This is a genomic window from Pseudomonas sp. GW821-FHT02C04, from assembly GCF_059421845.1.
Genome location: NZ_JBWKVT010000011.1, coordinates 13,193 through 38,623 on the forward strand (window position 1 = coordinate 13,193; position 25,431 = coordinate 38,623).

Annotated in this window: 22 protein-coding genes, 2 tRNA genes and 2 pseudogenes; 8 read left to right on the top strand and 18 right to left on the bottom strand. The window is 59.9% G+C overall.

What is annotated here, in order from left to right; translation table 11 throughout:
* Window positions 1-90: 90 nt before the first annotated feature.
* The 3 genes from AC07VV_RS28185 to AC07VV_RS28195 all read right to left on the bottom strand — a co-directional run bounded on the left by AC07VV_RS28185 (window position 91) and on the right by AC07VV_RS28195 (window position 3,831).
* Window positions 91-1,791, bottom strand: coding sequence for an acid phosphatase (locus AC07VV_RS28185; RefSeq protein ID WP_495038117.1), 1,701 nt, complete (start codon window positions 1,789-1,791; stop codon window positions 91-93).
* A 150-nt stretch (window positions 1,792-1,941) separates the two neighbouring features.
* Window positions 1,942-2,262, bottom strand: coding sequence for a hypothetical protein (locus tag AC07VV_RS28190; RefSeq protein WP_102621202.1), 321 nt, complete (start codon window positions 2,260-2,262; stop codon window positions 1,942-1,944).
* Window positions 2,263-2,412: 150 nt separating this feature from the next.
* Window positions 2,413-3,831 (bottom strand): short-chain fatty acid transporter, encoded by a 1,419-nt coding sequence (locus AC07VV_RS28195; protein ID WP_495038118.1) that lies wholly within the window; start codon window positions 3,829-3,831, stop codon window positions 2,413-2,415.
* 200 nt (window positions 3,832-4,031) lie between these two features.
* Here AC07VV_RS28195 and AC07VV_RS28200 point away from each other — a divergent pair, with 200 nt between their 5' ends.
* From AC07VV_RS28200 to AC07VV_RS28225, 6 genes and pseudogenes are all read left to right on the top strand, one after another.
* On the top strand, window positions 4,032-5,345 hold the full coding sequence (locus AC07VV_RS28200) for an MFS transporter (protein ID WP_495038119.1): 1,314 nt from the start codon (window positions 4,032-4,034) through the stop codon (window positions 5,343-5,345).
* A 207-nt stretch (window positions 5,346-5,552) separates the two neighbouring features.
* Window positions 5,553-6,239 (top strand): annotated as a pseudogene (locus tag AC07VV_RS28205) (PAS domain-containing protein); the annotation flags it as partial.
* Window positions 6,240-6,347: 108 nt separating this feature from the next.
* Window positions 6,348-6,779 (top strand): annotated as a pseudogene (locus AC07VV_RS28210) (methyl-accepting chemotaxis protein); the annotation flags it as partial.
* An 87-nt stretch (window positions 6,780-6,866) separates the two neighbouring features.
* Entirely contained in the window at window positions 6,867-7,466 is a 600-nt protein-coding gene (locus AC07VV_RS28215) for a flavin reductase family protein (RefSeq protein WP_495038120.1), read from the top strand.
* A 134-nt stretch (window positions 7,467-7,600) separates the two neighbouring features.
* The gene (locus AC07VV_RS28220) at window positions 7,601-8,116 is read left to right on the top strand and encodes a DUF2975 domain-containing protein (protein WP_495038121.1); all 516 of its coding nucleotides are present in this window, start codon (window positions 7,601-7,603) and stop codon (window positions 8,114-8,116) included.
* A 7-nt stretch (window positions 8,117-8,123) separates the two neighbouring features.
* Window positions 8,124-8,345 carry a helix-turn-helix domain-containing protein gene (locus AC07VV_RS28225; RefSeq protein WP_102621208.1) on the top strand — a complete coding sequence of 74 codons (222 nt, stop codon included), beginning with the start codon at window positions 8,124-8,126 and terminating at the stop codon, window positions 8,343-8,345.
* A 79-nt stretch (window positions 8,346-8,424) separates the two neighbouring features.
* On the opposite strand, the gene AC07VV_RS28230 is transcribed toward AC07VV_RS28225, so the two are convergent.
* Together AC07VV_RS28230 and ggt are read right to left on the bottom strand one after the other, a co-directional pair.
* A complete protein-coding gene (locus AC07VV_RS28230) occupies window positions 8,425-9,243 on the bottom strand; it encodes a MerR family transcriptional regulator (protein WP_192558988.1) in 819 nt (272 codons plus the stop codon).
* Window positions 9,244-9,299: 56 nt separating this feature from the next.
* Window positions 9,300-11,132 carry a gamma-glutamyltransferase gene (gene ggt, locus AC07VV_RS28235; RefSeq protein ID WP_495038122.1) on the bottom strand — a complete coding sequence of 611 codons (1,833 nt, stop codon included), beginning with the start codon at window positions 11,130-11,132 and terminating at the stop codon, window positions 9,300-9,302.
* 155 nt (window positions 11,133-11,287) lie between these two features.
* Between ggt and AC07VV_RS28240 the strand changes: the two genes are divergently transcribed.
* Window positions 11,288-12,394, top strand: coding sequence for a DUF2817 domain-containing protein (locus tag AC07VV_RS28240; protein WP_495038123.1), 1,107 nt, complete (start codon window positions 11,288-11,290; stop codon window positions 12,392-12,394).
* 75 nt (window positions 12,395-12,469) lie between these two features.
* Here the strand turns inward: AC07VV_RS28240 and AC07VV_RS28245 are convergent, their stop codons facing one another.
* The 5 genes from AC07VV_RS28245 to AC07VV_RS28265 all read right to left on the bottom strand — a co-directional run bounded on the left by AC07VV_RS28245 (window position 12,470) and on the right by AC07VV_RS28265 (window position 16,735).
* Window positions 12,470-12,727 carry a bacteriocin immunity protein gene (locus AC07VV_RS28245; protein WP_495038124.1) on the bottom strand — a complete coding sequence of 86 codons (258 nt, stop codon included), beginning with the start codon at window positions 12,725-12,727 and terminating at the stop codon, window positions 12,470-12,472.
* A gap of 6 nt (window positions 12,728-12,733) precedes the next feature.
* Window positions 12,734-13,003: a bacteriocin immunity protein gene (locus tag AC07VV_RS28250; RefSeq protein ID WP_495038125.1), complete on the bottom strand. Its 270-nt coding sequence runs from the start codon at window positions 13,001-13,003 to the stop codon at window positions 12,734-12,736.
* Window positions 13,004-13,012: 9 nt separating this feature from the next.
* Window positions 13,013-14,260 carry an S-type pyocin domain-containing protein gene (locus AC07VV_RS28255; protein ID WP_495038126.1) on the bottom strand — a complete coding sequence of 416 codons (1,248 nt, stop codon included), beginning with the start codon at window positions 14,258-14,260 and terminating at the stop codon, window positions 13,013-13,015.
* 225 nt (window positions 14,261-14,485) lie between these two features.
* Window positions 14,486-14,562, bottom strand: a tRNA-Met gene (locus AC07VV_RS28260).
* A gap of 115 nt (window positions 14,563-14,677) precedes the next feature.
* A complete protein-coding gene (locus tag AC07VV_RS28265; protein WP_495038127.1) occupies window positions 14,678-16,735 on the bottom strand; it encodes a methyl-accepting chemotaxis protein in 2,058 nt (685 codons plus the stop codon).
* 333 nt (window positions 16,736-17,068) lie between these two features.
* Here AC07VV_RS28265 and AC07VV_RS28270 point away from each other — a divergent pair, with 333 nt between their 5' ends.
* On the top strand, window positions 17,069-18,286 hold the full coding sequence (locus AC07VV_RS28270; RefSeq protein ID WP_495038128.1) for an MFS transporter: 1,218 nt from the start codon (window positions 17,069-17,071) through the stop codon (window positions 18,284-18,286).
* 63 nt (window positions 18,287-18,349) lie between these two features.
* Here AC07VV_RS28270 and ychF read toward each other — a convergent pair whose 3' ends face one another.
* The 8 genes from ychF to AC07VV_RS28310 form a co-directional block, all read right to left on the bottom strand.
* Window positions 18,350-19,450: a redox-regulated ATPase YchF gene (gene ychF, locus AC07VV_RS28275; protein WP_495038129.1), complete on the bottom strand. Its 1,101-nt coding sequence runs from the start codon at window positions 19,448-19,450 to the stop codon at window positions 18,350-18,352.
* Window positions 19,451-19,472: 22 nt separating this feature from the next.
* Entirely contained in the window at window positions 19,473-20,057 is a 585-nt protein-coding gene (gene pth, locus AC07VV_RS28280) for an aminoacyl-tRNA hydrolase (RefSeq protein ID WP_495038130.1), read from the bottom strand.
* A gap of 171 nt (window positions 20,058-20,228) precedes the next feature.
* Complete coding sequence (locus AC07VV_RS28285) at window positions 20,229-20,828, bottom strand: 50S ribosomal protein L25/general stress protein Ctc (RefSeq protein ID WP_249484658.1); 600 nt, start codon at window positions 20,826-20,828, stop codon at window positions 20,229-20,231.
* A 141-nt stretch (window positions 20,829-20,969) separates the two neighbouring features.
* Window positions 20,970-21,911 carry a ribose-phosphate pyrophosphokinase gene (locus AC07VV_RS28290; protein WP_003171603.1) on the bottom strand — a complete coding sequence of 314 codons (942 nt, stop codon included), beginning with the start codon at window positions 21,909-21,911 and terminating at the stop codon, window positions 20,970-20,972.
* A 47-nt stretch (window positions 21,912-21,958) separates the two neighbouring features.
* Window positions 21,959-22,033: transfer RNA gene (locus AC07VV_RS28295), tRNA-Gln, on the bottom strand.
* A 37-nt stretch (window positions 22,034-22,070) separates the two neighbouring features.
* Window positions 22,071-22,922, bottom strand: coding sequence for a 4-(cytidine 5'-diphospho)-2-C-methyl-D-erythritol kinase (gene ispE, locus AC07VV_RS28300; protein ID WP_495038131.1), 852 nt, complete (start codon window positions 22,920-22,922; stop codon window positions 22,071-22,073).
* A 2-nt stretch (window positions 22,923-22,924) separates the two neighbouring features.
* Window positions 22,925-23,542, bottom strand: coding sequence for a lipoprotein insertase outer membrane protein LolB (lolB, locus tag AC07VV_RS28305; protein WP_096822732.1), 618 nt, complete (start codon window positions 23,540-23,542; stop codon window positions 22,925-22,927).
* Between the two features lie 3 nt (window positions 23,543-23,545).
* The gene (locus AC07VV_RS28310) at window positions 23,546-25,270 is read right to left on the bottom strand and encodes a tetratricopeptide repeat protein (protein WP_192558981.1); all 1,725 of its coding nucleotides are present in this window, start codon (window positions 25,268-25,270) and stop codon (window positions 23,546-23,548) included.
* Window positions 25,271-25,431 lie beyond the last annotated feature (161 nt).

The following is a 25,431-nucleotide window of genomic DNA, read 5'->3' on the forward strand; positions in this document are numbered from 1 at the left end:
GTTGGTCGGGTGCGCCACATATTGGATCAGCCGGGTGATGGCGAGAAGCCGTCAGTCACAGTTTTTTGAGCTGTACCGCAGGACCTGTCCTCAGGCCTTGAAATGCAGGGCGTTGGTCAAGTCGCCCATTGGCTTCTGACCACGACCGATCATCGCATCGTCACGCTGCTTGATACCCGTCAGTGTCTCCAGCTGAAACACCCGGGTGATCAGGCGCAGGATCGAAGCGGTGTCATAGACCGTGTGATCCACCGTGCCTTTGCGGGCAAACGGTGACACCACCAGCGCCGGCACTCGCGAACCCGGCCCCCAGCGATCGCCCTTGGGCGGCGCGACGTGGTCCCACCAGCCGCCGTTTTCATCGACGGTCACGATCACCACCATGTTTTTCCACTGCGGACTTTCCCGCAGCACTTTCAGGGCGCGGACGATGTGGCGGTCGCCGGAGGCCACGTCGGCGTAACCGGCGTGCATGTTCAGGTTGCCCTGAGGCTTGTAGAAACTCACGGCCGGCAACTTGCCCGCTTCGGCGTCGGCGAAAAACTTGTTGGTGCTCGATTCATCGCCCAGGCCAGCGTCGCGCAGGCGCTTGCTGCGCTCTTCGGGATGCTCCGGGCCTTGCTGCTGGAAGTAATTGAACGGCTGGTGGTGATACTGGAAGTTGGGGATTTTCGGGATGCCGCCGGAATCCTTGTACTGATCCAGCGTCGCCTGCCAGGCACCGGCGTACCACGCCCAGTCGATGTTCTTCTTCGACAGCTTGTCGCCAATGTGTTCGTGGGTCTGGGGCACCAGGACGTTCGGCAGATCGGCTTTGGAATACGCCGGACGCTCAGGGTCGCGAATCCACGTCGGCCAGTAGGGCGGGGCGAGAGTGTTGACCCCGTAACCGTCCGGGGTCAGCGCGCTTGGGCCGAACTGCGGCGGGCCGGTCATGGCGCTGGCCGGGGATTGCTCCAGCGGCTTGAGGCGCGGGTCGGCCGGGTCGTCGCTTTGCAGCGCTGCGATCTGACTCTTGGCAACCGAACTGGCGACGTTCGGGTAGAACGGCGCGGTGGCACTGATCAGGTATTGGTGATTGAGGAACGAGCCGCCGAAGGCACCCTGAAAGAAGTTGTCGCACAGCACGAACTCCTGGGCCACGTCCCACAGGCGCAGGGAATAACGACTCTGGGCATAGTGGCCCATGGTCAGGCCACCGGAGTCGGCCCAGGCGACAAAGCCGTCGTTCTTGCCGCCATTGATCTGCATCTGGTTCTGATAGAACACGTGCCACAAGTCGCGAGTTACCAGGCCGAGCGGCAAGTCCTCGGCGTTCGGACCTTTGAGGGCGAAAGGCGCGTTGGGCAGGTTTTCCTGGAACTGGACGGCGCTGGGATAGGTCACGCCATCGAGAGTCTGCGGGCCGATCTGCAACACACCGCCCCAGGCCGGCGGCAGGGTCTGCAGCAGGCTGCCGTCGCGGTCACGTTGTTGATAGTCGGCAGGCTTGAGCGCCGACAACGGTTTTTCGACACCGGGGAAATCACCGAACAGGTTGTTGAAACTGCGGTTCTCGGCGTAGATCACCACGACGGTCTTCACCTGATCACGCAGGGCCTTGTCCAGCTCGGCAGGCGAGAGCGGGCGCTCCTCGGGTTTGCCTGGCTGATCACCGGCATTTCCGCACCCTGCCAGCGTGGCGCCCACACCCAGGACGGCGACGCCGCCGAGAAAGCGGCGACGGCTGGTGTCTGTGGGATTGTCGGATTCTGGCGAGGAGGGATCTTTGCCGTCTGTGTCGTCGTTCATGTCGAAGTCCGTTTTGCTTAATTGTTTCAGTATGTTTCGGGCGGACGCTAGCAAGGGAATGTGACGGTTGGGTGACTGTTCAGTGCATATGCAATGCAAATGGGGAGCGAGCTCACTCACTCCCGCAGATTTTCCCTGTTGTTCAATCGGTCACAGAAGACGCAATGCGAGCTCGCTGCCTGCGCGCAAGTATTCGACTTGGGCTGTCACCGCGTCCTTGACGATCGCTTCGCCAGTGTCGGTCAGTCTGGCTTTCTTGGCATCGATGACGGAGGTCTGCAGCAATTGCATCGCCACATCCATCGCTTTCTGGAAAGCCGTCAGATTGTTGTGCTGACCAAACTCACGGGTAACGGCCTCCATACGCAGGTCCGCAGTGTCGCGTAGCGTGCTGTACTCGACTACGGAAACGCTGCCGTCCTGATAAATTTCACGGATCAGCTCTTCCAGCGTTTTGGATATCGGTGTCATCGGTTCTTCCTTGGGCAAGGGGTTATTGATCCGAGACAAACTAAACGAAGTCGGCGATTGGCAAAGTCAGCACTGTCCCACGTGGTGTGTGGGACAGTGCAACGAGCTTTGTAAGACGAGGATTTCTATAGCGTCGGACGGCTTCAATCGCTACGGCATCACCGGCGGCGTATACGCCAATGTCGTCCCCAGCGCCCACAGCAACAGCAGCACCAGCGGCGTGTGCACCAGCAGTTGCACGAACGAGAAGCCGATCAGGTCCCGCGCCTTCAACCCCAGCACGCCCAGCAGCGGCAGCATGTAGAACGGGTTGATCAGGTTCGGCAGGGCTTCGGCGGCGTTGTAGATCTGCACCGCCCAGCCCAGGTGATAGTTGAGGTCGTTGGCCACCTGCATCACGTACGGCGCCTCGATGATCCACTTGCCGCCGCCGGACGGAATGAAGAAACCGAGAATCGCCGAGTACACGCCCATCAGCAGCGCATAGGTGTCGTGGGAAGCGATGCTGACGAAAAAGGTCGAGATGTGATGGGCCAGGGTCTGGGCGTCGGTGCCCTTCACCGTGGTCATCAGCGCGGCAATCGAACCGTACAGCGGGAACTGGATCAGCACGCCGGTGGTGGTCGGCACCGCTCGCGCCACTGCGTCGAGAAAGCTGCGCGGGCGCCAGTGCAGCAACGCGCCGAGCATGATGAACAGGAAGTTATAGGTGTTGAGCCCGGAAATCGCAGTGATCGCAGGTTTGGTCGAAAATTCGTGGAACAACCATCCGGCCGCCAGCAGCACCAGCACGATGATCAGCAGCGGACTGTGCTCGAGCCATTCGCCGGGGCGAGTGCGCGGTTGCAGTGGCGGCAGGTTGAAGGCCGGGTCGATGCCGCAAGCCTTGGCATCGCGCGCCGAGTTCGGACCCGGTGCGGTGGCGTAGGCGATGATGATCGAGATCACCACCAGCGCCAGCAGCATCACGCCCGACTGCCAGAGAAAAATCGTCTGAGTGAATGGAATCACCCCGGTGATCGACAGAATCGACGGCGGCAGGCTGGCGGGGTTGGCTTGCAACTGGGCGGCAGACGACGACAAGCCCAGTGCCCACACGGCGCCAAGGCCCAGATAGGCAGCGGCACCGGCGGCGCGGTAATCCATTTTCAGATCGGTGCGGCGGGCGAGGGCGCGTACCAGCAGACCGCCAAATACCAGCGACAGGCCCCAGTTGAGCAATGACGCGACCATCGAGATCAGCGCGACCAAGGCCACGGCGGAGCGACCGTTCTTCGGGATCCGTGCCAGACGGTCGATCAGCTTCACGGCCGGCGGCGAGCTGGCCACCACGTAACCGCCGATGACCACGAAGGCCATCTGCATGGTGAAGGGGATCAGGCTCCAGAAACCGTCACCGAACGCCATGGCGGCGTCGGTGGGTTTGGCACCCATGGCCAGGGTGGCCAGCGCCACGATGATCACCGCCAGTGCGGCGAACACCCAGGAGTCGGGAAACCAGCGTTCGGCAAAGCTTGAGCAGCGCAAGGCAAAGCGCGCAGAGCGGCTATCTTCGATATCAACGGCCACGGGAGTACCTCGGATTTTTATGTTTATTGTGGTCTTCGGGGCTTGGCCGGCCCGTCTGGACAGGTGCCAACAGTAAATCAACCGGCGGATTTTTGTGACCGTGTTTTGCCGAATCAGACTATGGTCTAACGGGTTGTCCATCGGCCCGTTTGCGTAGACCATGGGCGCCTTGTTTTTTGCCTGTGTCAGAGTTCTTTGCCATGACTGCCAACTCCGAAGCCCGACCGGCGCCATTCAGCCGTTCCGACTACAAGACCCTCGGCCTTGCAGCCTTGGGCGGGGCGCTGGAGATCTACGATTTCATCATTTTCGTGTTCTTCGCCCTGACCCTCAGCCAGTTGTTCTTCCCGCCGGAAATGCCTGAGTGGCTGCGCCTGCTGCAAAGCTTCGGGATCTTTGTCACCGGTTATCTGGCGCGCCCACTGGGCGGGATCCTGATGGCGCATTTCGCCGACCGGCTGGGGCGCAAGAAGGTCTTCAGCCTGAGCATCCTGATGATGGCGCTGCCGTGCCTGCTGATCGGGATCATGCCGACTTATGCACAGATCGGTTATTTCGCACCGTTGCTGCTGCTGGCGCTGCGCATCCTGCAAGGCGCGGCGGTGGGCGGTGAAGTGCCGAGCGCCTGGGTGTTCGTGGCCGAGCACGCGCCGGTTGGGCATCGCGGTTACGCCTTGGGCTTTCTGCAGGCCGGGCTGACGTTTGGTTACCTGATCGGCGCACTGACCGCGACCTTCCTGGCACAAGTCTTCACCCCCGCCGAAGTGCTCGATTACGCGTGGCGCTATCCGTTTCTGCTCGGTGGCGTGTTCGGTGTGATCGGCGTCTGGCTGCGTCGCTGGCTGAGCGAAACCCCGGTGTTCATGGCCATGGAAGCGCAACGTGAGGCTCGGGTCGAACTGCCGTTGCGTACGGTACTGCGCGAGCATCGTCTGGCGATGCTGCCGGCCATGCTGCTGACGTGCGTACTCACTTCGGCAGTGGTGGTGTTCGTCGTCATCACCCCGACCATGATGCAAAAGACCTTCGGCATGACTGCCAGCCATACCTTTGCATTGAGTGCCCTGGGCATCGTCTTCCTGAACATCGGCTGCGTGATTGCCGGCGGGCTGGTCGACCGCATCGGCGCCTGGCGCACTGTCATGCTGTACAGCCTGTTGTTGCCTCTGGGCATCGGAGTGCTCTACACCTGCCTGATTGTCGGCGGTGACTGGGTCGGTCTGGCCTACGCCATCGCAGGGCTTTGCTGTGGCGTGGTCGGCGCCGTACCGTCGGTAATGGTCAGTCTGTTTCCGGCACGTATCCGCGTGTCGGGCATCTCTTTCACCTACAACATTGCCTACGCCGCATGGGCCAGTGTCACACCATTGCTGCTGATTGGTCTGATGCCATGGAGCCCATGGATCTGCGTGATGTTCTGTGCGGTGATGGGCGCGGTGGGCATCGCCAGTGCGGCGTATTTCGGCTCGCGGATGCCGCGCGCAGGACATTGTCCGGTGGCTGGAGCAGCCTGATTTCCCGAGGCGTAACTATTTTTGTAGGACAAGGCTCAAACGCACTTCAGAAAAGATTTCCAAGGCCGATGGTTAGGCTGTAACCCCGCTTTCCATCTAGTCCATCGGTGCTTTCCCATGTTCAACAAACGCCTCAAGCAAGAGCTGGCGGCTCTTCGTGAAGAACTCTCCAGCCTTCTGCAAGTGAAGGAGAGCCTGGAAAGCGAGATGCTGGTGCTGACCCTTGAGCCCGACGGACGGATTCAATCGGTCAACCAGAACTTCCTCAATGAAATGCTCTACAAGAGCCATGACCTGGTCGGCCGCGCGATCGAAGACATCGTGCCGGCCCATGTGAAGTCCGACGAATTTCATCACCGCTTCAAGTCTGCACTGACCCGGGGCGAGCATTTCGCCGGTGCCGTGCGTCTGTCGCGCGGCAATGGCGAAGAGGCGTGGCTGCGTTCGATCGCTCAGCCGATCCGCTCATCGGACGGACGGATCAAGCATTTCTCGATTTTCTCCAGCGACCTGACCCGCACCATCGAAGCCTCCCGCGAACACGAGAACCTGATTGGCGCGCTGGTGCGCTCGACGGCGGTGATCGAGTTCGACCTCAACGGTAACGTGCTGAGTGCCAACGACCGGTTTCTCCAGGGGATGGGCTACAGCCTGGCGCAGATCAAGGGCAAACATCACCGTATGTTCTGCGAACCGGATGAGTACAACAGCGCCGAGTACCAAAACTTCTGGCGCCGCTTGAACAATGGCGAGTACGTTGCCGGACGATTCAAGCGCGTCGATCACCATGGCCGGGTCGTCTGGCTGGAGGCGTCCTACAACCCGGTACTCGACGCCAACGAAAAACTCTACAAAGTGGTGAAGTTCGCCACCGTGATCACCGATCAGGTCAATCAAGAGCAAGCCGTCGCCGAGGCCGCCAACATCGCCTACAGTACGTCCTTGCAGACCGACAGCACCGCCCAGCGCGGAACCCGTGTGGTCACCGAAGCGGTCAACGTGATGCGCGACCTGTCGCGGCACATGCAGACCGCCGGCGAAGGCATCGAAGCGCTGAACGAGCAATCGCAGGTGATCGGCACCATCGTCAAGACCATCAGCGGCATTGCCGAGCAGACCAACCTGCTGGCGCTCAACGCCGCCATTGAAGCCGCCCGTGCAGGCGAGCAGGGCCGTGGTTTTGCGGTGGTGGCCGACGAAGTGCGGCAACTGGCCTCGCGCACCAGCCAGGCGACCGAGGAAATCGTTGGTGTGGTGCGTCAGAACCAGGACATGGCGCGCAACGCCGTGGCGCTGATGACCGACGGCAAGCTTCAGGCCGAGCAAGGGCTGGCGCTGGCGGCAGAGGCCGGTACGGTGATCGTCGAGATCCAGGATGGCGCGCAGAAAGTGGTGAACGCGGTCGGCCAGTTCGCCAACCAGTTATCCAGCTGATGCCTGCCAGGCGAAGGGATTGTCCAAGGCAATCCCTTCGCTGTTTTTATCCCGCTACAATCGGCTCTTTTTCCCGGAGCAGATCCCATGAGCGAATCCTTCCGTCGCCCGGTTCCCCTGAACAAAGCCTACCGTTTGCTCAATCACGGGCCGACCGTGCTGGTCAGCGCCGCCCATGACGGGCAGCGCAACATCATGGCTGCCGCCTGGGCCATGCCGCTGGATTTCGAACCGCCGAAAGTCGCGGTGGTGCTGGACAAGTCCACCTGGACCCGGCAATTGCTCGAAGCGTCCGGCACCTTCGTTCTCAACGTTCCTTGCGTGAATCAGGCCGACATTGTGCAGACCGTCGGTTCGACTTCGGGCCTCGAAATCCATCGTGATCAGGGCCGGGACAAGTTTCAGGCCCATGGCTTGCAGACTTTCGCTGGCGAGCAGATCGAGGCGCCGCTGCTCGAAGGCTGCGTGGCGTGGCTCGAGTGTCGGTTGCTGCCGGAGCCGCGCAACCATGAACAGTACGATCTCTTCCTGGCTGAGGTCATCGCGGCGCAGGCCGACTTGCGAGTGTTCAGCAACGGGCGTTGGCATTTTGAAGGGCATGATGAACTGCGCACGCTGCATCATGTGGCCGGTGGGAATTTTCTGAAAATCGGCGATCCGGTGGTCGGCAAGAATCTGGACGTTTGACGGTTTGTTAATGTTTTGCAGCAATTAATTATTGTTATTCGATAATTTAAATCGCTAGTGTGGCGCTCACATTCATTCTTGTGAGGCTTTCCCATGACCACCGACTCGTTCGATTCAGTCGGCGCATGGCGACGATGACGTTAATCCTGATCGTCGCAATGCTGCTGCTCAATGCTGTGTTGTGGGTTTACCCACCCTTGGCGGAAAAGGAGGGCTGGGGGCTGGGGTTTGCGCTGAGCGAGCGTCAACTGTCACAAATGGTCGACACTGCAACGCTGTTCCCTTGGTGGCAGAAGCTGGGCGGGATCGTGCTGTCGAGTATTCCCCTGCTGGCGCTGGCGTCTGGCTTGAACCATTTGCGCCGGCTGTTTCAGAGCTATGGGCGGGGTGAGTATTTCGCCCGTGAAACGGCCGGTCATCTGGGCAAGGTCGGGCGAGCCGTGGCGATCTGGGTGCTCCTGGATTTCCTCTGTGAGCCGATGCTCAGCCTGTGGGTCACCCAGAATGCGCCGGTCGGTGAGCGGCTGTTCACCCTGAGTATTACGGCTGCTTCGTTCGTTGCATTGTTCCTGGCCGCGTGTATTGCGGTGATTGCGCGGATCCTGTCGCAAGCAAGCGAAGTGGACCGGGAAAACCGCACGTTTATATGAGGTCGACATGCCTATCGTGATTCAACTGGATGTGATGCTCGCGCTGCGCAAGGTCAAATCCAAAGACCTTGCAGCGGCCATCGGCATTACCGAGGCCAACCTGTCGCTGCTGAAACAGGGCAAGGTCAAAGGGCTGCGACTGGCGACGCTGGATGCCATCTGCGAGTACCTCAACTGTCAGCCCGGCGATCTGTTGGTTCGGGTGGCGGATGAGGAGGGCGAAGCCTGAGGGTTCCGGTTGCCAGGCGCAGGTTCTGCTCTGGCAACACGGGGATGCTCACTGGAGTCTGTCGCGGCGGGCTCCGGGATCAATCCGGGTCGTGCAACGGAATGTAGATTTCGACCACGCTGCGCGGGTCCATCGGGCCGAAAAAACGTTCTCCGCAGTATTCGAACTCGATGCCTTCGGCCGGTGCCATACCGGCAGCGGGCAGCCATTCGCTGTAGGCGGCGCGGAAGGTTTCCGGCAACGTGGTGACGGTGCCGTGGTGTTCAACGCGAGCATAGTCACGCGCCGGTATCCGCAGCTCGACCATGCCTGCGACCAGAGGCGCATCGGCACCCACCGGCAGTCCGGCGATATAGCGCCACTGGCCGTCCTCCAGCGGTTGGCATACACCGAAGGTGCCGATCGGGTCGTGCAGCCGATCGATCTCACCTTCCCGTGGTACGAAGCGCTGCCACATCTGGGCGATGGTGCCTTCATCTTCCTGCTGCCAGGACATCCCCATGATGCGCAACTCGGGGCAGGCAATGCGCTGAGGTGTCTGCATGGCGGGTAATTCACGATCCGGTTGCGCGAGGTAGCGGGTCAGTTGTCCCAGAATGTTTTCGCTACGCTGGATATCGGCCTTCAACTGCCGAGCGTGGTTTTCAAGGGACTCGCGCAGGTTGATGACGCTGTCCAGGCCTCCACCTGAGGCAAGGGTACGAATGTCTTCCAGCGCCATGCCCAATTGTTTGAGCCAGATGATCCGCCCAAGCGTGACAATCTGCTCCGGGCGGTAATAGCGATAGCCGTTGTCACGCCCGGTGACTGCCGGGCTGAACAATCCAATGCTGTCGTAATGACGCAAGGTCTTGGTGGTGAGCCCGTGGCTGCGGGCCATTTGTCCGATGGTAAGCATGAACCTCTCCTGTTGGCTGCTCGGACTCGAGGTTAAAGCTTGCCCCAAGGGCAAGCTCAATCCCCCAACGCTTCCCCTTCACGCCGAGGATCCGCCCCACCGGCCAGCGTTGCCTTCCCCTGCGCATCCTTGACCCGCACGATGGCCTGGGTGCCGCTGGTCATGTCGATTTCGCTGACGGTATGACCCTTGTCCTTGAGCGTCTGGATCAGTGCCGGGGTGAACTGGCCCTGTTCCAGTTCTGTCGGGCCGTTGCGGCTGCCGAAGTTGGGCAGGCTGATGGCGCTTTGCGGGTCGAGGTTCCAGTCGAGCAGGCCGACGGTGGTTTTGGCCACGTATTCGATGATTTGCGAGCCACCCGGAGAGCCGACGGTGGCGACGAACTCACCGCTGTTGCGATCAAAGATCAGCGTTGGTGCCATTGATGAGCGCGGACGTTTGCCGGGCTCTACGCGGTTGGCGACTTTCTGTCCGTTCTCTTCGGGGATGAACGAGAAATCGGTCATCTGGTTGTTGAGCAAGAAGCCCTGAACCATCAGGTGCGAGCCGAATGCGGCTTCGATGGTGGTCGTCATCGACACCGCGCCACCGAAGTCATCCACCGCCACCACTTGCGAGGTGGAAATGCGCAGCGGCGAGCGGTCTGGTGCGTAGGCGACCTGCACGCCCGGTGGGGTGCCGGGCTTGGCGGTACCCATGCTGCGTTCGCCGATCAGGCTCGCGCGGCTGGCCAGATAACCCGGATCGACCAGGCCTTTGACCGGTACCGGTACGAAGTCGGTATCGGCTACGTATTGCGCGCGGTCGGCGTAGGCCAGGCGCTCAGCTTCGGCAATCAGGTGCACGGCTTGCGGCGCAGGTTCGAGGCCGGCCGGCTTATCGGTTTTCACAGGTTTGAGCGGTGTCAGGGACAGACGCGGGTCGCGGGTTTCCAGCGCCTGCAAGGTGCCGAGGATTTGCGCTACTGCAATCCCGCCCGATGACGGCGGCGGCATCCCGCAAACCTGCCAGCGCTTGTAGTCGGTGCACAGTGGCGTGCGCTCCTTGGCCTGATAGTGCTGAAGATCGTTCAGCGACAGGCTGCCGGGATTGGCGTGGCCCTGGACCTTGGCCACGATCTCTTCGGCGATCGGGCCTTTGTACAGCGCGTCCGCACCTTCGTTGGCGATGCGTTTGAGTACGGCAGCCAAGGCAGGGTTTTGCAGTCGTGTGCCGACGGCTTTGACGCTGCCGTCACTGTTGAGGAAATATCTGGCCATGTCCGGCGAGCGGCGCACCACCGGATCGGACTCCAGCAGCGAATGCAGGCGAGGGGAGATCGCAAAGCCCTGTTCGGCCAGTTTGATTGCCGGCTCGAACAACGTCGCCCACGGCAAGCGGCCCTGTTGTTTGTGCGCCAGTTCCAGCGCACGCATCACACCCGGAGTGCCGACAGAGCGTCCGCCGATCTGCGCCTGCGGGAAAGGCATCGGTTTTCCATCAGCCTGCAGGAACAGCTTCTCGGTTGCACCGGCCGGTGCGGTTTCGCGACCGTCGTAGGTGCGCACCTGCTTGCCGTCCCACAGCACGATCATCGCGCCACCGCCGATCCCGGAGGATTGCGGTTCGACCAGCGTCAACACGGCTTGCATCGCGATGGCGGCATCGATGGCTGAGCCACCCAGACGCAGCATCTCGCGACCGGCTTCGGCAGCCAGCGGATTGGCAGCGGCGGCCATGTGTTTTTCGGCATGGCTGGCTTGCAGGTCAGTGCGATAACCGGAGGCGGCTTCGGGTGCCAGCGGCAAGGTCGAGGAGGGTGGTGCATTGCACGCGGTGAGGGTGATGGCGCTGACGATCAGCGTCAGCGCCGGCAGGCGAAAGCGGCTCAGGGGCAGGGCTGGAAACACGCGGGGCTCTCCGTCCGTGGGATAAAAGTCTGACGGACTGTATCGGCCGACCGTGCAGGACGCAAACCGTCGGTATGTTTGTCCTTCATGCCTTGGCGAATTTTCTGTAGGGTCAGGGGCAAACGTGAAGCCAGAACAATCAACAAGAGGCCACCATGCACAGCGAGTTTCCGACCCAGTCCAGCTACCGCCATCAGCGCGAACAATTTCTTGCCGCCGCCACCGCGGCCGGTGCAACGCTCACCTCCTACGCACATCCGCGCTGCGGGCCGTTTGGCGAGCCGTTGAGCACTGATGTGGCGGTGCTGGGAGATCCGCAGGCCAAACGGCGTCTGGTGGCGCTCAGCGGCACCCACGGGGTGGAGGGCTACTACGGTTCGGAATGTCAGATCGACTGGTTGAAGCATTTCACCCCTGGTTCGCTGCCGAAGGATGTGGCGGTGGTGATGATTCACCTGATCAATCCGTGGGGCACCGCATGGTTGCGGCGGGTCAACGAAGACAACATCGACCTCAATCGTAATCATCTGGATTTCAATCAACCGCTTCCGGACAACCAGGCCTACGCCGCGCTGCATGAGATCTACGCCTGCGCCGATTTGAATGGCCCCGAGCGGCAGCGCGCCGATGCCTTGCTGGATGCGCAAATCGCCGAGCACGGCTGGCCGGCGGTGATGTCGATTGTCGAGGGCGGCCAGCACAGTCATCCCGATGGACTGTTTTTCGGAGGCTTTGCCCCGAGCTGGTCGAATCGCACGCTGCATCAGATCATCGAGACCCACCTGGCCGGTGCTGAAACCGTGATGTGTTTCGACCTGCACACCGGCGCCGGCGAGTACGGTCATCCGATGCTGCTGACGATCACTCAGGCACCGTATCCGGCTCTGGCCCGGGCGCAATCGATCTACGGCCCTTGGCTCTACACGCTGCATACCGGTGCCGAGACTTTGAGCGAAACCGGTGTTGCGGCAACCGCTACCGGTTACACCTCGCAGGCGTTGCTTAACGCGCTGCCGGACGTGCAACTGATGCCGTTCGTGATCGAGTGCGGGACTTATCCGGGGCCGGACGTGCATCGCTACCTGCGCGACGATCACTGGCTGCATCTGCATGGCGATCCGCTGGATGCGACGGGGCGCAAGATCAAACAGAATCTGCTGGAGCAGTTTTATCCGGCGGATCCGGACTGGAGGGCGATGGTCGGTTTGCGCACGCGGCAGATCTGGGCGAAGGGACTGGCAGCATTAGTAGGCGAGGGATAAACAAACGGCTTACCTTTTGGTAAGCCGTTTTGACTATTAGGTAATGCGCAGCCTTGGACTATGAGTGCCAGATGTTTACTGCTTGAAGCCTGGCAGCCCGTTGGTGGCGCGCCAGCCTTTCACAATTTGCGTTACACCCTGAGGGGAGCTATCCGCACCCGGCTCCGGGTAATAGATCAGATCCGATCCAGCTGGGTGTTCGCTGATTTTCTCGAAGTGCAGCAGTAACAAGTCAGCCCGATCATCGTTTTCGGCTTCTTCATCTTCTTTAGCGAGCTCTTTCAACAGCGCAATGAACTCGGCTTCTGTGTAGTCAGAAATGGTTTTTTTCATAGATCTTCACTTCTTGAAGCCTGGCAGTCCGTTTGCTTCATGCCATGTCGCGACTGTGCGGGCTATGCCAAAGGACGACGTGTCAGCACCTGGCTCAGGGTAGTAGATAAGATCCATCTTGCTCGGATGCCCAACGATCTTGTTGAAGTGCAGCACTAGAATATCTGCACGGTCATCTGTAGGTGCCTTGTCTTCCTTTCTGATCTCGTCAATGAACTCAACGAAGTCTTGTTCGGTGTAATCAGAGAAATTGCTTTTGATGAAGGGGTCGCTCATGCAGTTGCCTCAATCCTGGTGTATTTCGACGTGATTTTTAGGAGTGTGGACCCTCAGGTTGTCAACGTTATAGACCTCGCCGCCTTGAGATATCAGTTCCACATGATGAATTTCGTGAGAGATTCTCTTACCAGCCGCATCAGCTAATCGGGCGCGAGGCGCCTTTCCGTTGCGCATACGCTCCCGGCTATCTTCGCTGAGTTGCCCGGCTAGCCTGGTATCTTTTGATGCTTCGGCCCAGAAGGCGCGCCTGAATGAATCAAAGCTGGAATATTCACGCCCTCTTAGCGAATCGGCAATGCTGGTTGGGATTGGCGCGCCAGATCCCCCCCGGGCATGGTCAAGCCATACACCGGAAACATCCTCACCAATCCCCGTCACTGTCCCCGGCATCAATCTCGCCGGTTTCGAAAACACCACATACAACGACTTCAGCCCGGTCTCCGCCGGAAACACCAGAATACAATCCTCGGCGGTGATGTCTTCGCCGGGCAGGACTTCTATCTGGCTGTCGGTGTTCGCAGCGATCGGGTGGACGAGGATCGTGCTCAGTGCTTCGCCTTGCTCCGGATGAACCAGCGGCGGCATCGATCCCAGAGGCCCGCGTTGCGGCGTCCACAAAATCGTGATGCCGTTGAGCTTGGCCTCCATGGCGGTCTTGTCGTTGTTCCACTCGACTTTTACGGTACGCACGGAGTCGTCGCCCAAGACGCCGGTGTGGATGCCGTAGATCTGCATCACTCCGTCGATGTCACGCCGGAACTGGAAGCGCACGCGAGTGGTGGCGCGGGGTAGGGGGCGCAGTTGTTCGTCGGTATAAAGGGTGCCGTCCCCCATTCTGGCCGGCAGCATCCCGAGGATGAACACACTGGCCGGCCCGCCTGCACCCCGTATGGCCCAGTTGAGACGTTGCTGCAGGATTCCACCGCCAGCCATGCGCCCCAAGGCCAGATCGGCGCCGATTGCCTTCGCTACGACCTTACTGGCCGCGGGAAAGCGTATGGCGCCCGCCACCATGATCTTGCCGAAGCTGGAGGCGGGCTCAAGTGTCGTACCGGCATCCGTTCGGCACCAGTTATCCGGAGTGCAGGACTTGGCAAATACCAGATCGTCGCGGGGCTTCGGGGTTGGCCATTCATCTGTTGGAACGTAGACGGGTTCCGGCTCTCGGGGCGGAAACCAGGCGGCCCATGAGGCACCGCCGTTCGGGCGTTTTCGATGCCATTCATCGTCGAAAAGGTACTTGTCCAGATCCATGACAACTCCCTGTCTGTCTTTGGAACGAGACAGGGGAGCTTGTCGGTCAATCGGGAGGGCGATCAAACCGACTTGCCGAGATACAGGGGCCTGATCGAACGAATAATCCTCTTCGTACGCCTTTCGCGTCCTGTTCCTACGGAATCAGGCCGACCCACTGAGCGAGGTCACTTTTCTCGAGGCATAAAAAAACGGCCTACCTTTCGGTAAGCCGTTTTTAGTACTTGGTGGCTACACAGGGACTTGAACCCCGGACCCCAGCATTATGAATGCTATGCTCTAACCAACTGAGCTATGTAGCCAAGTGGCGCGCATTATTCCCCTGAAATGGAAAAGCGTCAAGCGTAAATTTAAAATATTTCTTCTTATTTTCAACCGCTTATCCTCCCGCACCGAAAAACGGGGCGGGGAGGGCTTTCATCGCAGCTGAAATCTCCCGGTATTCGCACTCAAGGCGTGGCTGCCCTGACTCAAGGTGTCCGCCGCGAGGTTCACGGCCCGTGCGCCTTCGAGCAGGCGCACCGCCGCTTGATCGACCTGCTGGATATTGCCGCTGACCTCATCGGCGGTGCTCGCCTGTTCCTCGACCGCCGTGGCGATTTGCGCGAGGGTGTCGGTGACGCTCTGCACGGCGCTGGCAATTTCTCCCAGGCGTTCGCCCAGCCCGGTGACGGCTTCGGCATCCGTTTGCGCCTGACCACACGCCGCTTCCATCAAGCCCACTGCTTCGTTGACTGTCGCACGCAAGCTGTCGACCGTACCGGCGATTTGTGCGGTGGACGATTGCGTGCGCTGCGAGAGGCTGCGCACTTCGTCGGCCACCACGGCAAAACCACGACCCTGTTCACCGGCACGAGCAGCCTCGATGGCGGCGTTGAGCGCTAGCAGGTTGGTTTGCTCGGCGACGCCACGAATGGTATCGACCACCAGTTGAATCTGTTGCCCCTGCTCGCTGACCCGGCCTAGCGCGGCAGCGGTCTCATTCAGACGCTGATTGAGCTGTTGAATGCTCGCCGTGGTGCGCTGACTGTCGCGGCTGCTGTCGGCGGCGATGCGGCGGGTGTGCTGGGCGCTGCCGGAGGCTTGTTCGCAGCTCTGCGCGACGCCTTGGGAGGTCGCTGCCAATTGCGTGGCTGCTGCGGCGATCTGGCTGATCTGCAATTGCTGCGCTTCGACTTCGCTGAGAGCGCCGCTGGAATGATCGTTGAGGCTGCGCACCGCGTTGCTCAGTTGCGAAGTCTCGTGATCGACACCCAGCAGGCTGGTGCGCAGTTGCACCACGGCCACGTTGAGCGCGGTGCTGATCGATGCCAGTTCATCGCGGCCCATGACCGGCACTTGCAGGCTCAGATTGCCGTCGCGCAAGGCTTCGGCGAGCACCGTAATGCCGCTGGCGCTACGACGGATCGAGGCTTGCAGGCAGACGAACAGATACAAGGCTGCCAGCAACAGACAACCGAAGACCATCGCCACAACGATGAACTGACGAATCGCCGAGCTGTGGTATTCATCCAGACGTTGGTCCAGCGACACAAGCGATTGCTGGCGCAGCGTGGCGAGGTTGCCGAGCAGGGCATCGAGGCTGCGCTCGAACTCTTCAGGTTTGAGATTGATGCTGCCGCCGAACACCCCGTCATCCAGTACTTTCAAACCGGCGTCCAGCTGCTTGAGGCTGTCGTGGTATTGCCCGGCCCAGCCTTGCAGAGCCGGCGGCAGACGCACTTCGAGCAGGCCAGCAGTTTTTACAAGCTGCTCGCGGGCATCGCCGATGCGGCTGCGCAGATCACGCAGTTGCAAGCGACTTTGCAGGGTGAACTGACCGGACACCACAGACGCCTGGCCAACGGCTGCCAGTCGGCCGACCCGTTCGATCAGGTCCGGTGCATGTTGGGTGGAAATCTGCGTCAGCAGATAGGTTTCCAGCCATGGCGCGAGGATCAGGCGATTGTCCATCGCGATTTGTTCGCGCAACGCTTGCAGGGCACTGAGGGCGTTGGTGAAGCGGTCGTAACCGTCCGGCCACCAGCCGACGCCGGCCAGACTCTTGGAGTCCAGACCACCGAGGGCGGTTTGCAGGGCCTGATAGCGAGCCAGTGTTTCACCTTCCGCGCCTTCGGCTTTCAACGCATTACCCAGATCCTGTGTGGCTTGGGCGACGGCAGGTTGCACGCCATCGAATGCGGCCATGGCGGCGAGAGTCGCGGGCGTCGGTTGGCGGTTGGTTTCCGTGGCACGCCAGCGGGCAGCGCGGTCGCGCTGAGCGGCGAGCAGGTTGTCGAGCGCATCGAGGGCGAGCAACTGACGCACACCGGCACGTTCGCCGGAAATCAGGTTGAGCTTGTCGCGATAGTCCTGGCCGATCATCAACAGGCTACCGGCCAACGGCAGAATGAACAGCAGAAACAACAACTGGAATTTACGCGCGAAGCCAAACCGCCCCAGCAATTTGATCCCCGGTGATAAGAAAGCCTGCATGCCCCATGACTCCTCTGGACACCACGCACCATTGGCGTGCATCGCGTTCGTTGCGAGCGCGATCAGTGCCCTGCTAAAAGGCTTCGAAAGTCCACTCTCGTCCGCTCTGTAGGCAGACTCTGTAGCAAAACTTCCCATTCTCGATCCCCTTTGTAAGGGGGCCGCGTTCAAGCGGAGAAGCAAGGCAAGAATCAGACCATGGCTTTGCGCTATCACTTGCGCGGCGATGAATGAATAGTTCGTTAGCTGGCTAAGGGGATGGCGCTGGCGCACCGAAAAATGGCACATTGACGCACCTGCCTGCGTGCACCCATCTGCTGTACGGAAACTCCCATGGCTATCAGCAACGTTCAGACCGCCGCTGCGACGGCGTCCGCTCCTCCACAAAGCAGTCCTCTGGTGATGCGCATCATCGGCGCGGTGGCGCTGGCGCATTTGATCAACGATTTGATCCAGTCGGTGCTGCCATCGATCTATCCGATGCTCAAGGCCAACTACGGCTTGAGCTTCACCCAGGTCGGCCTGATCACCCTGACGTTCCAATTGACCGCTTCGCTGCTGCAGCCGTGGGTCGGTTACCACACTGACCGACACCCGAAACCGTGGCTGTTGCCGGCCGGTTCCGTGTGCACGCTGATCGGCATTGTGATGATGTCGATGGTCGGCAGTTTCCCGCTGATTCTGCTGGCGGCGGCGCTGATCGGTATCGGCTCTTCGACCTTCCACCCGGAAGCTTCTCGTATTGCGCGGCTGGCGTCGGGTGGGCGTTTCGGTCTGGCGCAATCGACCTTCCAGGTCGGTGGTAATGCCGGTTCGGCATTCGGCCCGCTGTTGGCGGCGGCAATCATCATTCCCTTTGGTCAGGGTAACGTGGCGTGGTTCGGGCTGTTCGCCGTGTTTGCGCTGTTCGTGCTGTACCGCATCAGCCGCTGGTATGCCCATCACCTGAACCTGTTCAAGCTCAAGGCTGGCCAAGCCGCCACTCATGGACTGTCGAAGGGCAGGGTGACCAGCGCGCTGGTGGTACTCGGGTTGTTGGTGTTTTCCAAGTATTTCTACATGGCCAGCCTGACCAGTTACTTCACGTTCTACCTGATCGAGAAGTTCGACCTGTCGGTGGCCAGTTCGCAGTTGCACCTGTTCCTGTTTCTCGGCGCGGTGGCGGCGGGCACGTTCTTCGGCGGGCCGATCGGCGACAAGATCGGGCGCAAGGCGGTGATCTGGTTCTCGATCCTTGGTGTTGCGCCGTTCACGCTGCTCATGCCGCATGTCGACCTGTTCTGGACCACAGTCCTGAGCGTGGTGATCGGCTTCATCCTGGCGTCGGCGTTCTCGGCGATCGTGGTGTACGCGCAGGAGCTGGTGCCGGGCAACGTCGGAATGATTGCCGGGGTGTTCTTCGGTCTGATGTTCGGCTTTGGCGGGATTGGCGCGGCGCTGCTCGGGCATCTCGCGGACATTCACGGCATCGAGTACGTGTATTTCCTGTGCTCGTTCCTGCCGTTGTTCGGGGTGCTGGCGATCTTTCTGCCAAGAACCAAAAAAGTCTGACGGGCTGAATTTCAGGCACAAAAAAGCCGCGTATCAAACGCGGCTTTTTCTTGGGTGCAGCTTTTACACGTTGAAGCGGAAGTGCATCACGTCGCCGTCCTTGACGATGTAATCCTTGCCTTCCAGACGCCATTTACCGGCTTCCTTGGTGCCTGCTTCGCCCTTGTACTGGATGAAGTCGTTGTAGGCGATCACTTCGGCGCGGATGAAGCCTTTCTCGAAGTCGGTGTGGATCACGCCAGCAGCTTGTGGTGCGGTGGCACCAACGCGGACGGTCCAGGCGCGGACTTCTTCGACACCGGCGGTGAAGTAGGTCTGCAGGTGCAGCATTTCGTAGCCGGCGCGGATCACACGGTTCAGGCCAGGCTCTTCCAGGCCCAGGGCCTCGAGGAACATGTCTTTCTCTTCACCGTCGTCCAGCTCGGCGATTTCCGCTTCGATCTTGTTGCAGACCGGAACGACCATGGCGCCTTCTTCTTCGGCAATGGCCTTGACCACGTCCAGGTGCGGGTTGTTCTCGAACCCGTCTTCAGCGACGTTGGCGATGTACATGACCGGTTTGGTGGTCAGCAGGTGGAAGCCCTTGATCACCGCTTTCTCGTCGGTGCTCATGTTCTTCATCAGGCTGCGCGCAGGCTTGGCTTCGGTGAAGTGAGCGATCAATTGCTCCAGCAGGCCTTTCTGAACGACGGCGTCCTTGTCACCACCCTTGGCGTTGCGCGCGACTTTCTGCAGTTGCTTCTCGCAGCTGTCGAGGTCGGCGAAGATCAGTTCCAGGTCGATGATTTCGATGTCGCGTTTCGGGTCGACGCTGTTGGAAACGTGGATCACGTTTTCGTCTTCGAAGCAGCGCACTACGTGAGCGATCGCGTCGGTTTCGCGGATGTTGGCCAGGAACTTGTTGCCCAGGCCTTCACCTTTCGAGGCGCCGGCTACCAGGCCTGCGATGTCGACGAATTCCATGGTGGTCGGCAGGATGCGCTTTGGATTGACGATGGCCGCCAGGGCGTCCAGACGCGGATCCGGCATCGGCACGATGCCGCTGTTCGGCTCGATGGTGCAGAAGGGGAAGTTCTCGGCCGCGATCCCGGATTTGGTCAGGGCGTTGAACAGGGTGGACTTGCCGACGTTAGGCAGGCCGACGATGCCGCAATTGAATCCCATGGTGTTTCCCCTCGGATAAGAGTCAGGCCTTCTGGCTGTGCAGGTTTTTCATCGCGCGGTTCCATTCACCGGCGAGGATATCCGGCAGCACGCCGAGGGCAAAGTCGATGCTGGCATCGAGTTTTTCCTGTTCGGCGCGTGGCGCACGACCCAGGACGAAATTTGAAACCATACTGGCGACGCCCGGGTGGCCGATGCCAAGCCGCAGGCGGTGGAACGTATTCTGATTGCCCAATTGCGCAATGATGTCGCGCAATCCGTTGTGACCGCCATGACCGCCGCCGACTTTAAGTTTGGCGACGCCCGGAGGCAGATCGAGTTCGTCGTGCGCCACCAGGATTTCTTCAGGCTTGATGCGGAAGAAACCGGCGAGTGCCGCCACGGCCTGGCCGCTGCGGTTCATGTAGGTGGTGGGAATCAGCAGACGAACATCCTGACCCTGATGCGAAAACCGCCCGGTCAGGCCGAAATACTTGCGATCGGCCACGAGATTCAGATTCTGTGCGTGGGCGATGCGCTCAACAAAAAGGGCCCCTGCGTTATGCCGGGTCTGTTCGTATTCAGCGCCTGGATTTCCCAGGCCAACGATCAGTTTGATGGCAGTCACGATAGGGGCCCTTCCTTGGAGTGGTGGATAACATCGCCGCAATCAGGAAGTGCGGCGAAAGTGGACGAAAAATGCTCATTTACCATGGATGTAAACTCCGCGTTCTCGCCCGCTTTCTCGCTACGTTCCAGTCCGCGATGTTACCTGCTCACTCCGGCTTCACAGAGTGAATTACTCTGCTGCGCCTTCGGTAGCTTCTGGAGCAACACGTGGAGCGTGGACGTTGGCAACAGCCTTGTCATCGCCGTGTGCCAGAGCAACGAACTCAACGCCTTTAGGGGCTTTGATGTTCGACAGGTGAATGATCGAACCGATTTCAGCGTCAGCCAGGTCGACTTCGATGAACTCAGGCAGATCTTTCGGCAGGCAGGAAACTTCGATCTCGGCAACAACGTGCGAGATTTCGCCGCCTTTCTTCACTGGAGCAGCTTCGTTGATGAAGTGCACAGGAACGATAGCGGTCAGTTTCTGGCCAGCTACAACGCGTACGAAGTCAGCGTGCATCACGTGGCCTTTGGCCGGGTGACGTTGCAGAGCCTTGATGATCACGTTTTGCTTGGTGCCACCAACGTTCAGTTCGATAACGTGGCTGTAGGCAGCTTCGTTTTCGAGCAGTTTGGCAACTTCTTTGGCCAGCATGCTGATGGATTCAGGGGCTTTGTCGCCACCGTAAACAACAGCTGGAACCAGGGCGGCGAGACGACGCAGGCGGCGGCTCGCACCTTTCCCCAGGTCGGAACGCGCTTCAGCATTCAGAGTAAAATCGTTCATTTTGTATCTCCAAAATAGCCATGACCGAGTGGCGTTTGCGACCAGCGCCGAACACGGTATGGGCAAAAAAGCCCCGCCCCGGCAGGAATGCCGGGGCGGGGCGCTTTTCGTCAACGAAACATTTCGAGAAGGGCAGGGCCCTTAACGGAACATCGCGCTGATCGATTCTTCATTGCTGATGCGGCGAACCGCTTCGGCAACAACCGGTGCGATATCCAGTTGACGGATACGTGCACAGGCTTGTGCTGCAGCGGACAGCGGGATGGTGTTAGTGACCACCAGCTCGTCCAGCACGGAATTTTCGATATTCTCGATGGCCCGACCCGACAGCACAGGGTGTGTGCAGTAGGCAAAGACCTTGGCTGCGCCATGCTCTTTCAGGGCCTTGGCCGCGTGGCACAGAGTGCCGGCGGTATCGACCATGTCATCGACCAGAATGCAGGTACGCCCTTCGACATCACCGATGATATGCATCACTTCAGAGTGATTGGCTTTCTCACGGCGTTTGTCGATGATCCCGAGATCCACGCCCAAGGACTTGGCAACGGCACGTGCACGCACGACGCCACCAATGTCCGGGGACACGATCATCAGGTTCTCGAAGCGCTGATCTTCGATGTCATCCACCAGAACCGGGGAGCCGTAGATGTTATCTACCGGAATATCGAAGAAACCCTGAATCTGGTCAGCATGCAGATCAACCGTGAGAACACGGTCGATGCCGACTACGGTAAGCATGTCAGCGACGACTTTCGCGCTGATAGCCACACGTGCGGAACGCGGACGGCGATCCTGACGGGCATAACCAAAATAAGGAATAACAGCAGTGATACGAGTAGCCGAGGAGCGGCGGAAGGCGTCAGCCATCACTACCAGTTCCATCAGGTTATCGTTGGTCGGAGCGCAAGTCGGCTGAATAATGAAAACGTCTTTACCGCGAACGTTTTCATTGATCTCGGCTGTAATTTCGCCGTCGGAGAATTTACCGACAGAGATGTCACCGAGAGGGATATGCAGCTGACGTACAACACGCCGAGCCAGATCGGGGTTAGCGTTCCCCGTAAAGACCATCATCTTGGACACGCGCAGTACCTGAAGGCTGAGGGTATACCTGGATGAGTATAGGAAAATGGCAGGGGCGGCTGGATTCGAACCAACGCATGGCAGGATCAAAACCTGCTGCCTTACCGCTTGGCGACGCCCCTGTATCTGTTGCTTGCAAGTGCCGGGCACTTGGTTCCTTTAGAGCAGACTTTGCAGCTTGCGATGCAACATCGAAACGTTGCTTCCTTTCGCTACAAACCCTTTAAGGGTCTCTGTCAGAAGGGCCGAGACTTTATCAGCTTCAGCTTTGCTTGGGAAGCCCCCAAACACACAACTTCCAGTTCCGGTGAGTTTTGCTTCGGTAAAATTACCTAACAAATTCAATGCGTTACGTACAGCTGGATAACGTCTTGATACCACCGGCAAGCAGTCATTTCGACTGTTTCCCTCGGGAACGGGGCGCACTTTAATGGGCGGCGTGTTACGTGTCAACAACGGATCTGAAAAAATTTCTGCCGTACTAACAGAGACTTGCGGAACGAGCACGACATACCACGGTTCGACGGGCTCGACAGGGGTCAGTTTCTCGCCGACACCTTCGGCGAAAGCCGCGTGTCCACGCACGAAAACCGGGACGTCGGCACCCAGGCTCAGGCCCAGTGCTGCCAGTCGATCTTCATCCCAGCCCAACTGCCAGAGATGATTGAGGCCGAGCAGAGTGGTCGCCGCATTCGAGCTGCCGCCACCGATGCCGCCGCCCATTGGCAGGATCTTGTCGATCCAGATGTCGATGCCGAGGGCGCAACCGGATTGCTCCTGAAGTTTTTTCGCCGCCCGCACGATCAGGTTGCTGTCGTGGGGCACGCCGTCGAATTCGGTGTGCAGGCGAATCACGCCATCGTCCCGCACGGCGAAAGTGATTTCGTCGCCGTAGTCGAGGAACTGAAAAATCGTCTGCAACTCGTGATAGCCGTCTTCACGGCGACCTAGAATGTGCAGCATCAGGTTGAGTTTGGCCGGAGAGGGCAGCGTCAGGCGTGGAGCGGTCATGCTTATTGCCCCAATTTACGCGGTTGCCAGGTCTTGATGACCAGTGTCACGTCCAGATCGGTGCCGTGCAGTTTGATCCGCTCGGGCAACCAGTAACCATTCTGTTCGGCATAACCCAGGTATTCGACCTGCCAGCCGTCCTGTTCCAGGTTGGCCAGACGACTGTCGCCATCGAGGGTCAGGCGGCTCTTGCTGGCCGGAGCCGGCAGGCCGCGAACCCACCAGGCCAGGTTCGACACCGGCAATTTCCAGCCGAGCTGTTCTTCCAGCAGGACTTCCGGGGACTGTGCGTCATAGCGGCCCTGATTGGCGACTTCCAGCGAAACCTTGCCCGGGCGACCGGTCAATCGCGCTGCGCCGCGACCCAATGGGCCGGACAGACGAATGTCGTAGTAATCCTGACGTTGCAGCCAGAACAGCGTGCCGCTGCCCGAGTCTTTCGGGGCGCGGATGCCGATCTTGCCGTCGATCTGCCAGCCATCGAGGCCGGTCAGTTGCTGTTTGTTAGCGGCCCATTGTGCAGGGCTGCCGTGGCCCTCGACCGATTCGCGAGCGCCAAAACCCGCGCAACCGGCGAGCAGGGCGATGAAGCTGAACACTATGACGTGGCGCAAAAACATGAGTTAAAGAGTCTCGGATCCGGTCAGGCGCTTGATGGTGCTGCGCAGAATGGTGCTGTCGGGCTGATCCTTGAGGAACTTGCCCCAGATTTGTTTCGCTTCGCGCTGATTGCCCTTGGTCCACAGGACTTCGCCCAGGTGAGCGGCGACTTCGTGATCGGGGAAACGCTCGAGGGCCTGGCGCAGGTATTTCTCGGCGTCATCCAGGTTGCCCATGCGGAAATTCACCCAGCCGAGGCTGTCGAGTACCGCCGGGTCTTCCGGATTGATCTGGTGGGCCTGTTCGATCAGTGCCTTGGCTTCGGCGTAGCGCGTGGTGCGGTCGGACAGGGTGTAGCCGAGGGCATTGAGGGCCATGGCATTGTCCGGGTCGCGCTTGATGATCAGGCGCAGGTCCTTTTCCATCTGCGCCAGGTCATTGCGTTTTTCCGCCTGCATCGCCCGGGTGTAGAGCAGATTCAGGTCATCCGGGTATTGCAGCAACGCCTGTTGCAGGGTTTTCCAGGCCTTGTCGCCCTGATTGTTGGCGGACAGGGTCTCGGCCTCGATCAGGTACAACTGAATGGCGTAATCCGGTTGCGCATCACGTTCGGCGGCCAGTTTGCTCTGGGCTTCGGCGGTCTTGCCGTTGTTCATCAGAATATCGGCCTGACGCAGTTGCGCCGGCAGATAGTCGTTACCGGGGCCGACCTGGGCGTACTCGATCAGCGCGCCTTGCGGGTCGTTGCGTTCTTCGGCAATGCGGCCCAGGTTCAGATGCGCGGAATCGACATGGCTTTCCCGGGCGATCAGGTCTTCCAGGTAACCCTTGGCCTCGTCCCAGGCCTTGGCTTCCAGGCACACCAGCGCCAGCGAGTAACGCAGTTCGTCGTCTTCCGGGTATTGCTGGACCAGGGTCGAGAACTCGACCTTGGCGTCATCCATCCGGTCCTGTTCCACCAGCATCCGCGCGTAAGTCAGGCGCAGACGTTTGTCGTCCGGGTACTTCTTGATGTTTTTCTGCAGCAGCGGCAGGGCCTCGTCGCCGCGGTTCAGCCCTTGCAACAGGCGGGCGCGCAGCAGGATCGGGGCGATTTCGCCGTCGTCCGGCGGATTGTCTTCGAGCAGGGTCAGCGCACCTTTGGTGTCGCCGTCCTGCTGCATCAGCAGGGCCTTGCCGAAAATCAGCTGATTGTTGTGCGGGTGACGCTGCAGCAGACGATCGAAACTCTTCATCAGACCGTTGCGGGTTTCCTGATCGGTGTCGGCGGCCGACAGCGCGAGGAAGTCGAAATGGGTGTCGCCCTTGCCCTGCAGGACTTTCTCCATATAGACCATCGAGTCGTCATAACGCCCGGCGCGTGCCAGTTGCACGGCGGCGGCGCGTTGCGCTTCGAGGTCATCCGGGGCGTTTTTCGCCCAGATCAGTGCGGTATCCAGCGCCGGTTGATCCGCGCCCAGGTACTCGGCAATACGGAACGCCCGCTCGGAAACACCCGGATCCTGGGTGTTGATGGCCTGGGTCACGTAGTTGTCCAGGGCAATGTCGAAACGATTGCGCTGGCCGGCGAGTTCGGCGCTCAGCAGGCTGAAAACCGTTTCTTCGCTGAACGAGCTGTAAACCTTGGGCTTTTCAGGGGCTGGCGTGGTGTCTTCGACCGATGAGGTGCCATCGTGCGAAACGGGGGCCAAGGCCTGGCAGCCGCTGAGGAAGACAAAAGCTAGGAGCAACGCGGAAGATCTATTCATATAGGAAGAGGACGACTAACCTGCGGTCGGATCATCATGACACAAGCCTTCGGCCAAACATAACCGAGTCTCGATTGTGGCCATTATAGGGGCGGACAATTGGGACAATAGTCAGCGGTAGTTGTTCTGAATCTGACGAAGTAGGACAATTGCCGGCTTCA

Bases quoted from the DNA above. Each gene is read 5' to 3' on its own strand.
- AC07VV_RS28185 (WP_495038117.1), bottom strand. From the start codon at position 1,791: ATGAACGACGACACAGACGGCAAAGATCCCTCCTCGCCAGAATCCGAC.
- AC07VV_RS28190 (WP_102621202.1), bottom strand. From the start codon at position 2,262: ATGACACCGATATCCAAAACGCTGGAAGAGCTGATCCGTGAAATTTAT.
- AC07VV_RS28200 (WP_495038119.1), top strand. From the start codon at position 4,032: ATGACTGCCAACTCCGAAGCCCGACCGGCGCCATTCAGCCGTTCCGAC.
- AC07VV_RS28215 (WP_495038120.1), top strand. From the start codon at position 6,867: ATGAGCGAATCCTTCCGTCGCCCGGTTCCCCTGAACAAAGCCTACCGT.
- AC07VV_RS28220 (WP_495038121.1), top strand. From the start codon at position 7,601: ATGACGTTAATCCTGATCGTCGCAATGCTGCTGCTCAATGCTGTGTTG.
- AC07VV_RS28225 (WP_102621208.1), top strand. From the start codon at position 8,124: ATGCCTATCGTGATTCAACTGGATGTGATGCTCGCGCTGCGCAAGGTC.
- AC07VV_RS28230 (WP_192558988.1), bottom strand. From the start codon at position 9,243: ATGCTTACCATCGGACAAATGGCCCGCAGCCACGGGCTCACCACCAAG.
- AC07VV_RS28240 (WP_495038123.1), top strand. From the start codon at position 11,288: ATGCACAGCGAGTTTCCGACCCAGTCCAGCTACCGCCATCAGCGCGAA.
- AC07VV_RS28245 (WP_495038124.1), bottom strand. From the start codon at position 12,727: ATGAAAAAAACCATTTCTGACTACACAGAAGCCGAGTTCATTGCGCTG.
- AC07VV_RS28250 (WP_495038125.1), bottom strand. From the start codon at position 13,003: ATGAGCGACCCCTTCATCAAAAGCAATTTCTCTGATTACACCGAACAA.
- AC07VV_RS28255 (WP_495038126.1), bottom strand. From the start codon at position 14,260: ATGGATCTGGACAAGTACCTTTTCGACGATGAATGGCATCGAAAACGC.
- AC07VV_RS28265 (WP_495038127.1), bottom strand. From the start codon at position 16,735: ATGCAGGCTTTCTTATCACCGGGGATCAAATTGCTGGGGCGGTTTGGC.
- AC07VV_RS28270 (WP_495038128.1), top strand. From the start codon at position 17,069: ATGGCTATCAGCAACGTTCAGACCGCCGCTGCGACGGCGTCCGCTCCT.
- ychF (WP_495038129.1), bottom strand. From the start codon at position 19,450: ATGGGATTCAATTGCGGCATCGTCGGCCTGCCTAACGTCGGCAAGTCC.
- AC07VV_RS28285 (WP_249484658.1), bottom strand. From the start codon at position 20,828: ATGAACGATTTTACTCTGAATGCTGAAGCGCGTTCCGACCTGGGGAAA.
- ispE (WP_495038131.1), bottom strand. From the start codon at position 22,922: ATGACCGCTCCACGCCTGACGCTGCCCTCTCCGGCCAAACTCAACCTG.
- lolB (WP_096822732.1), bottom strand. From the start codon at position 23,542: ATGTTTTTGCGCCACGTCATAGTGTTCAGCTTCATCGCCCTGCTCGCC.
- AC07VV_RS28310 (WP_192558981.1), bottom strand. From the start codon at position 25,270: ATGAATAGATCTTCCGCGTTGCTCCTAGCTTTTGTCTTCCTCAGCGGC.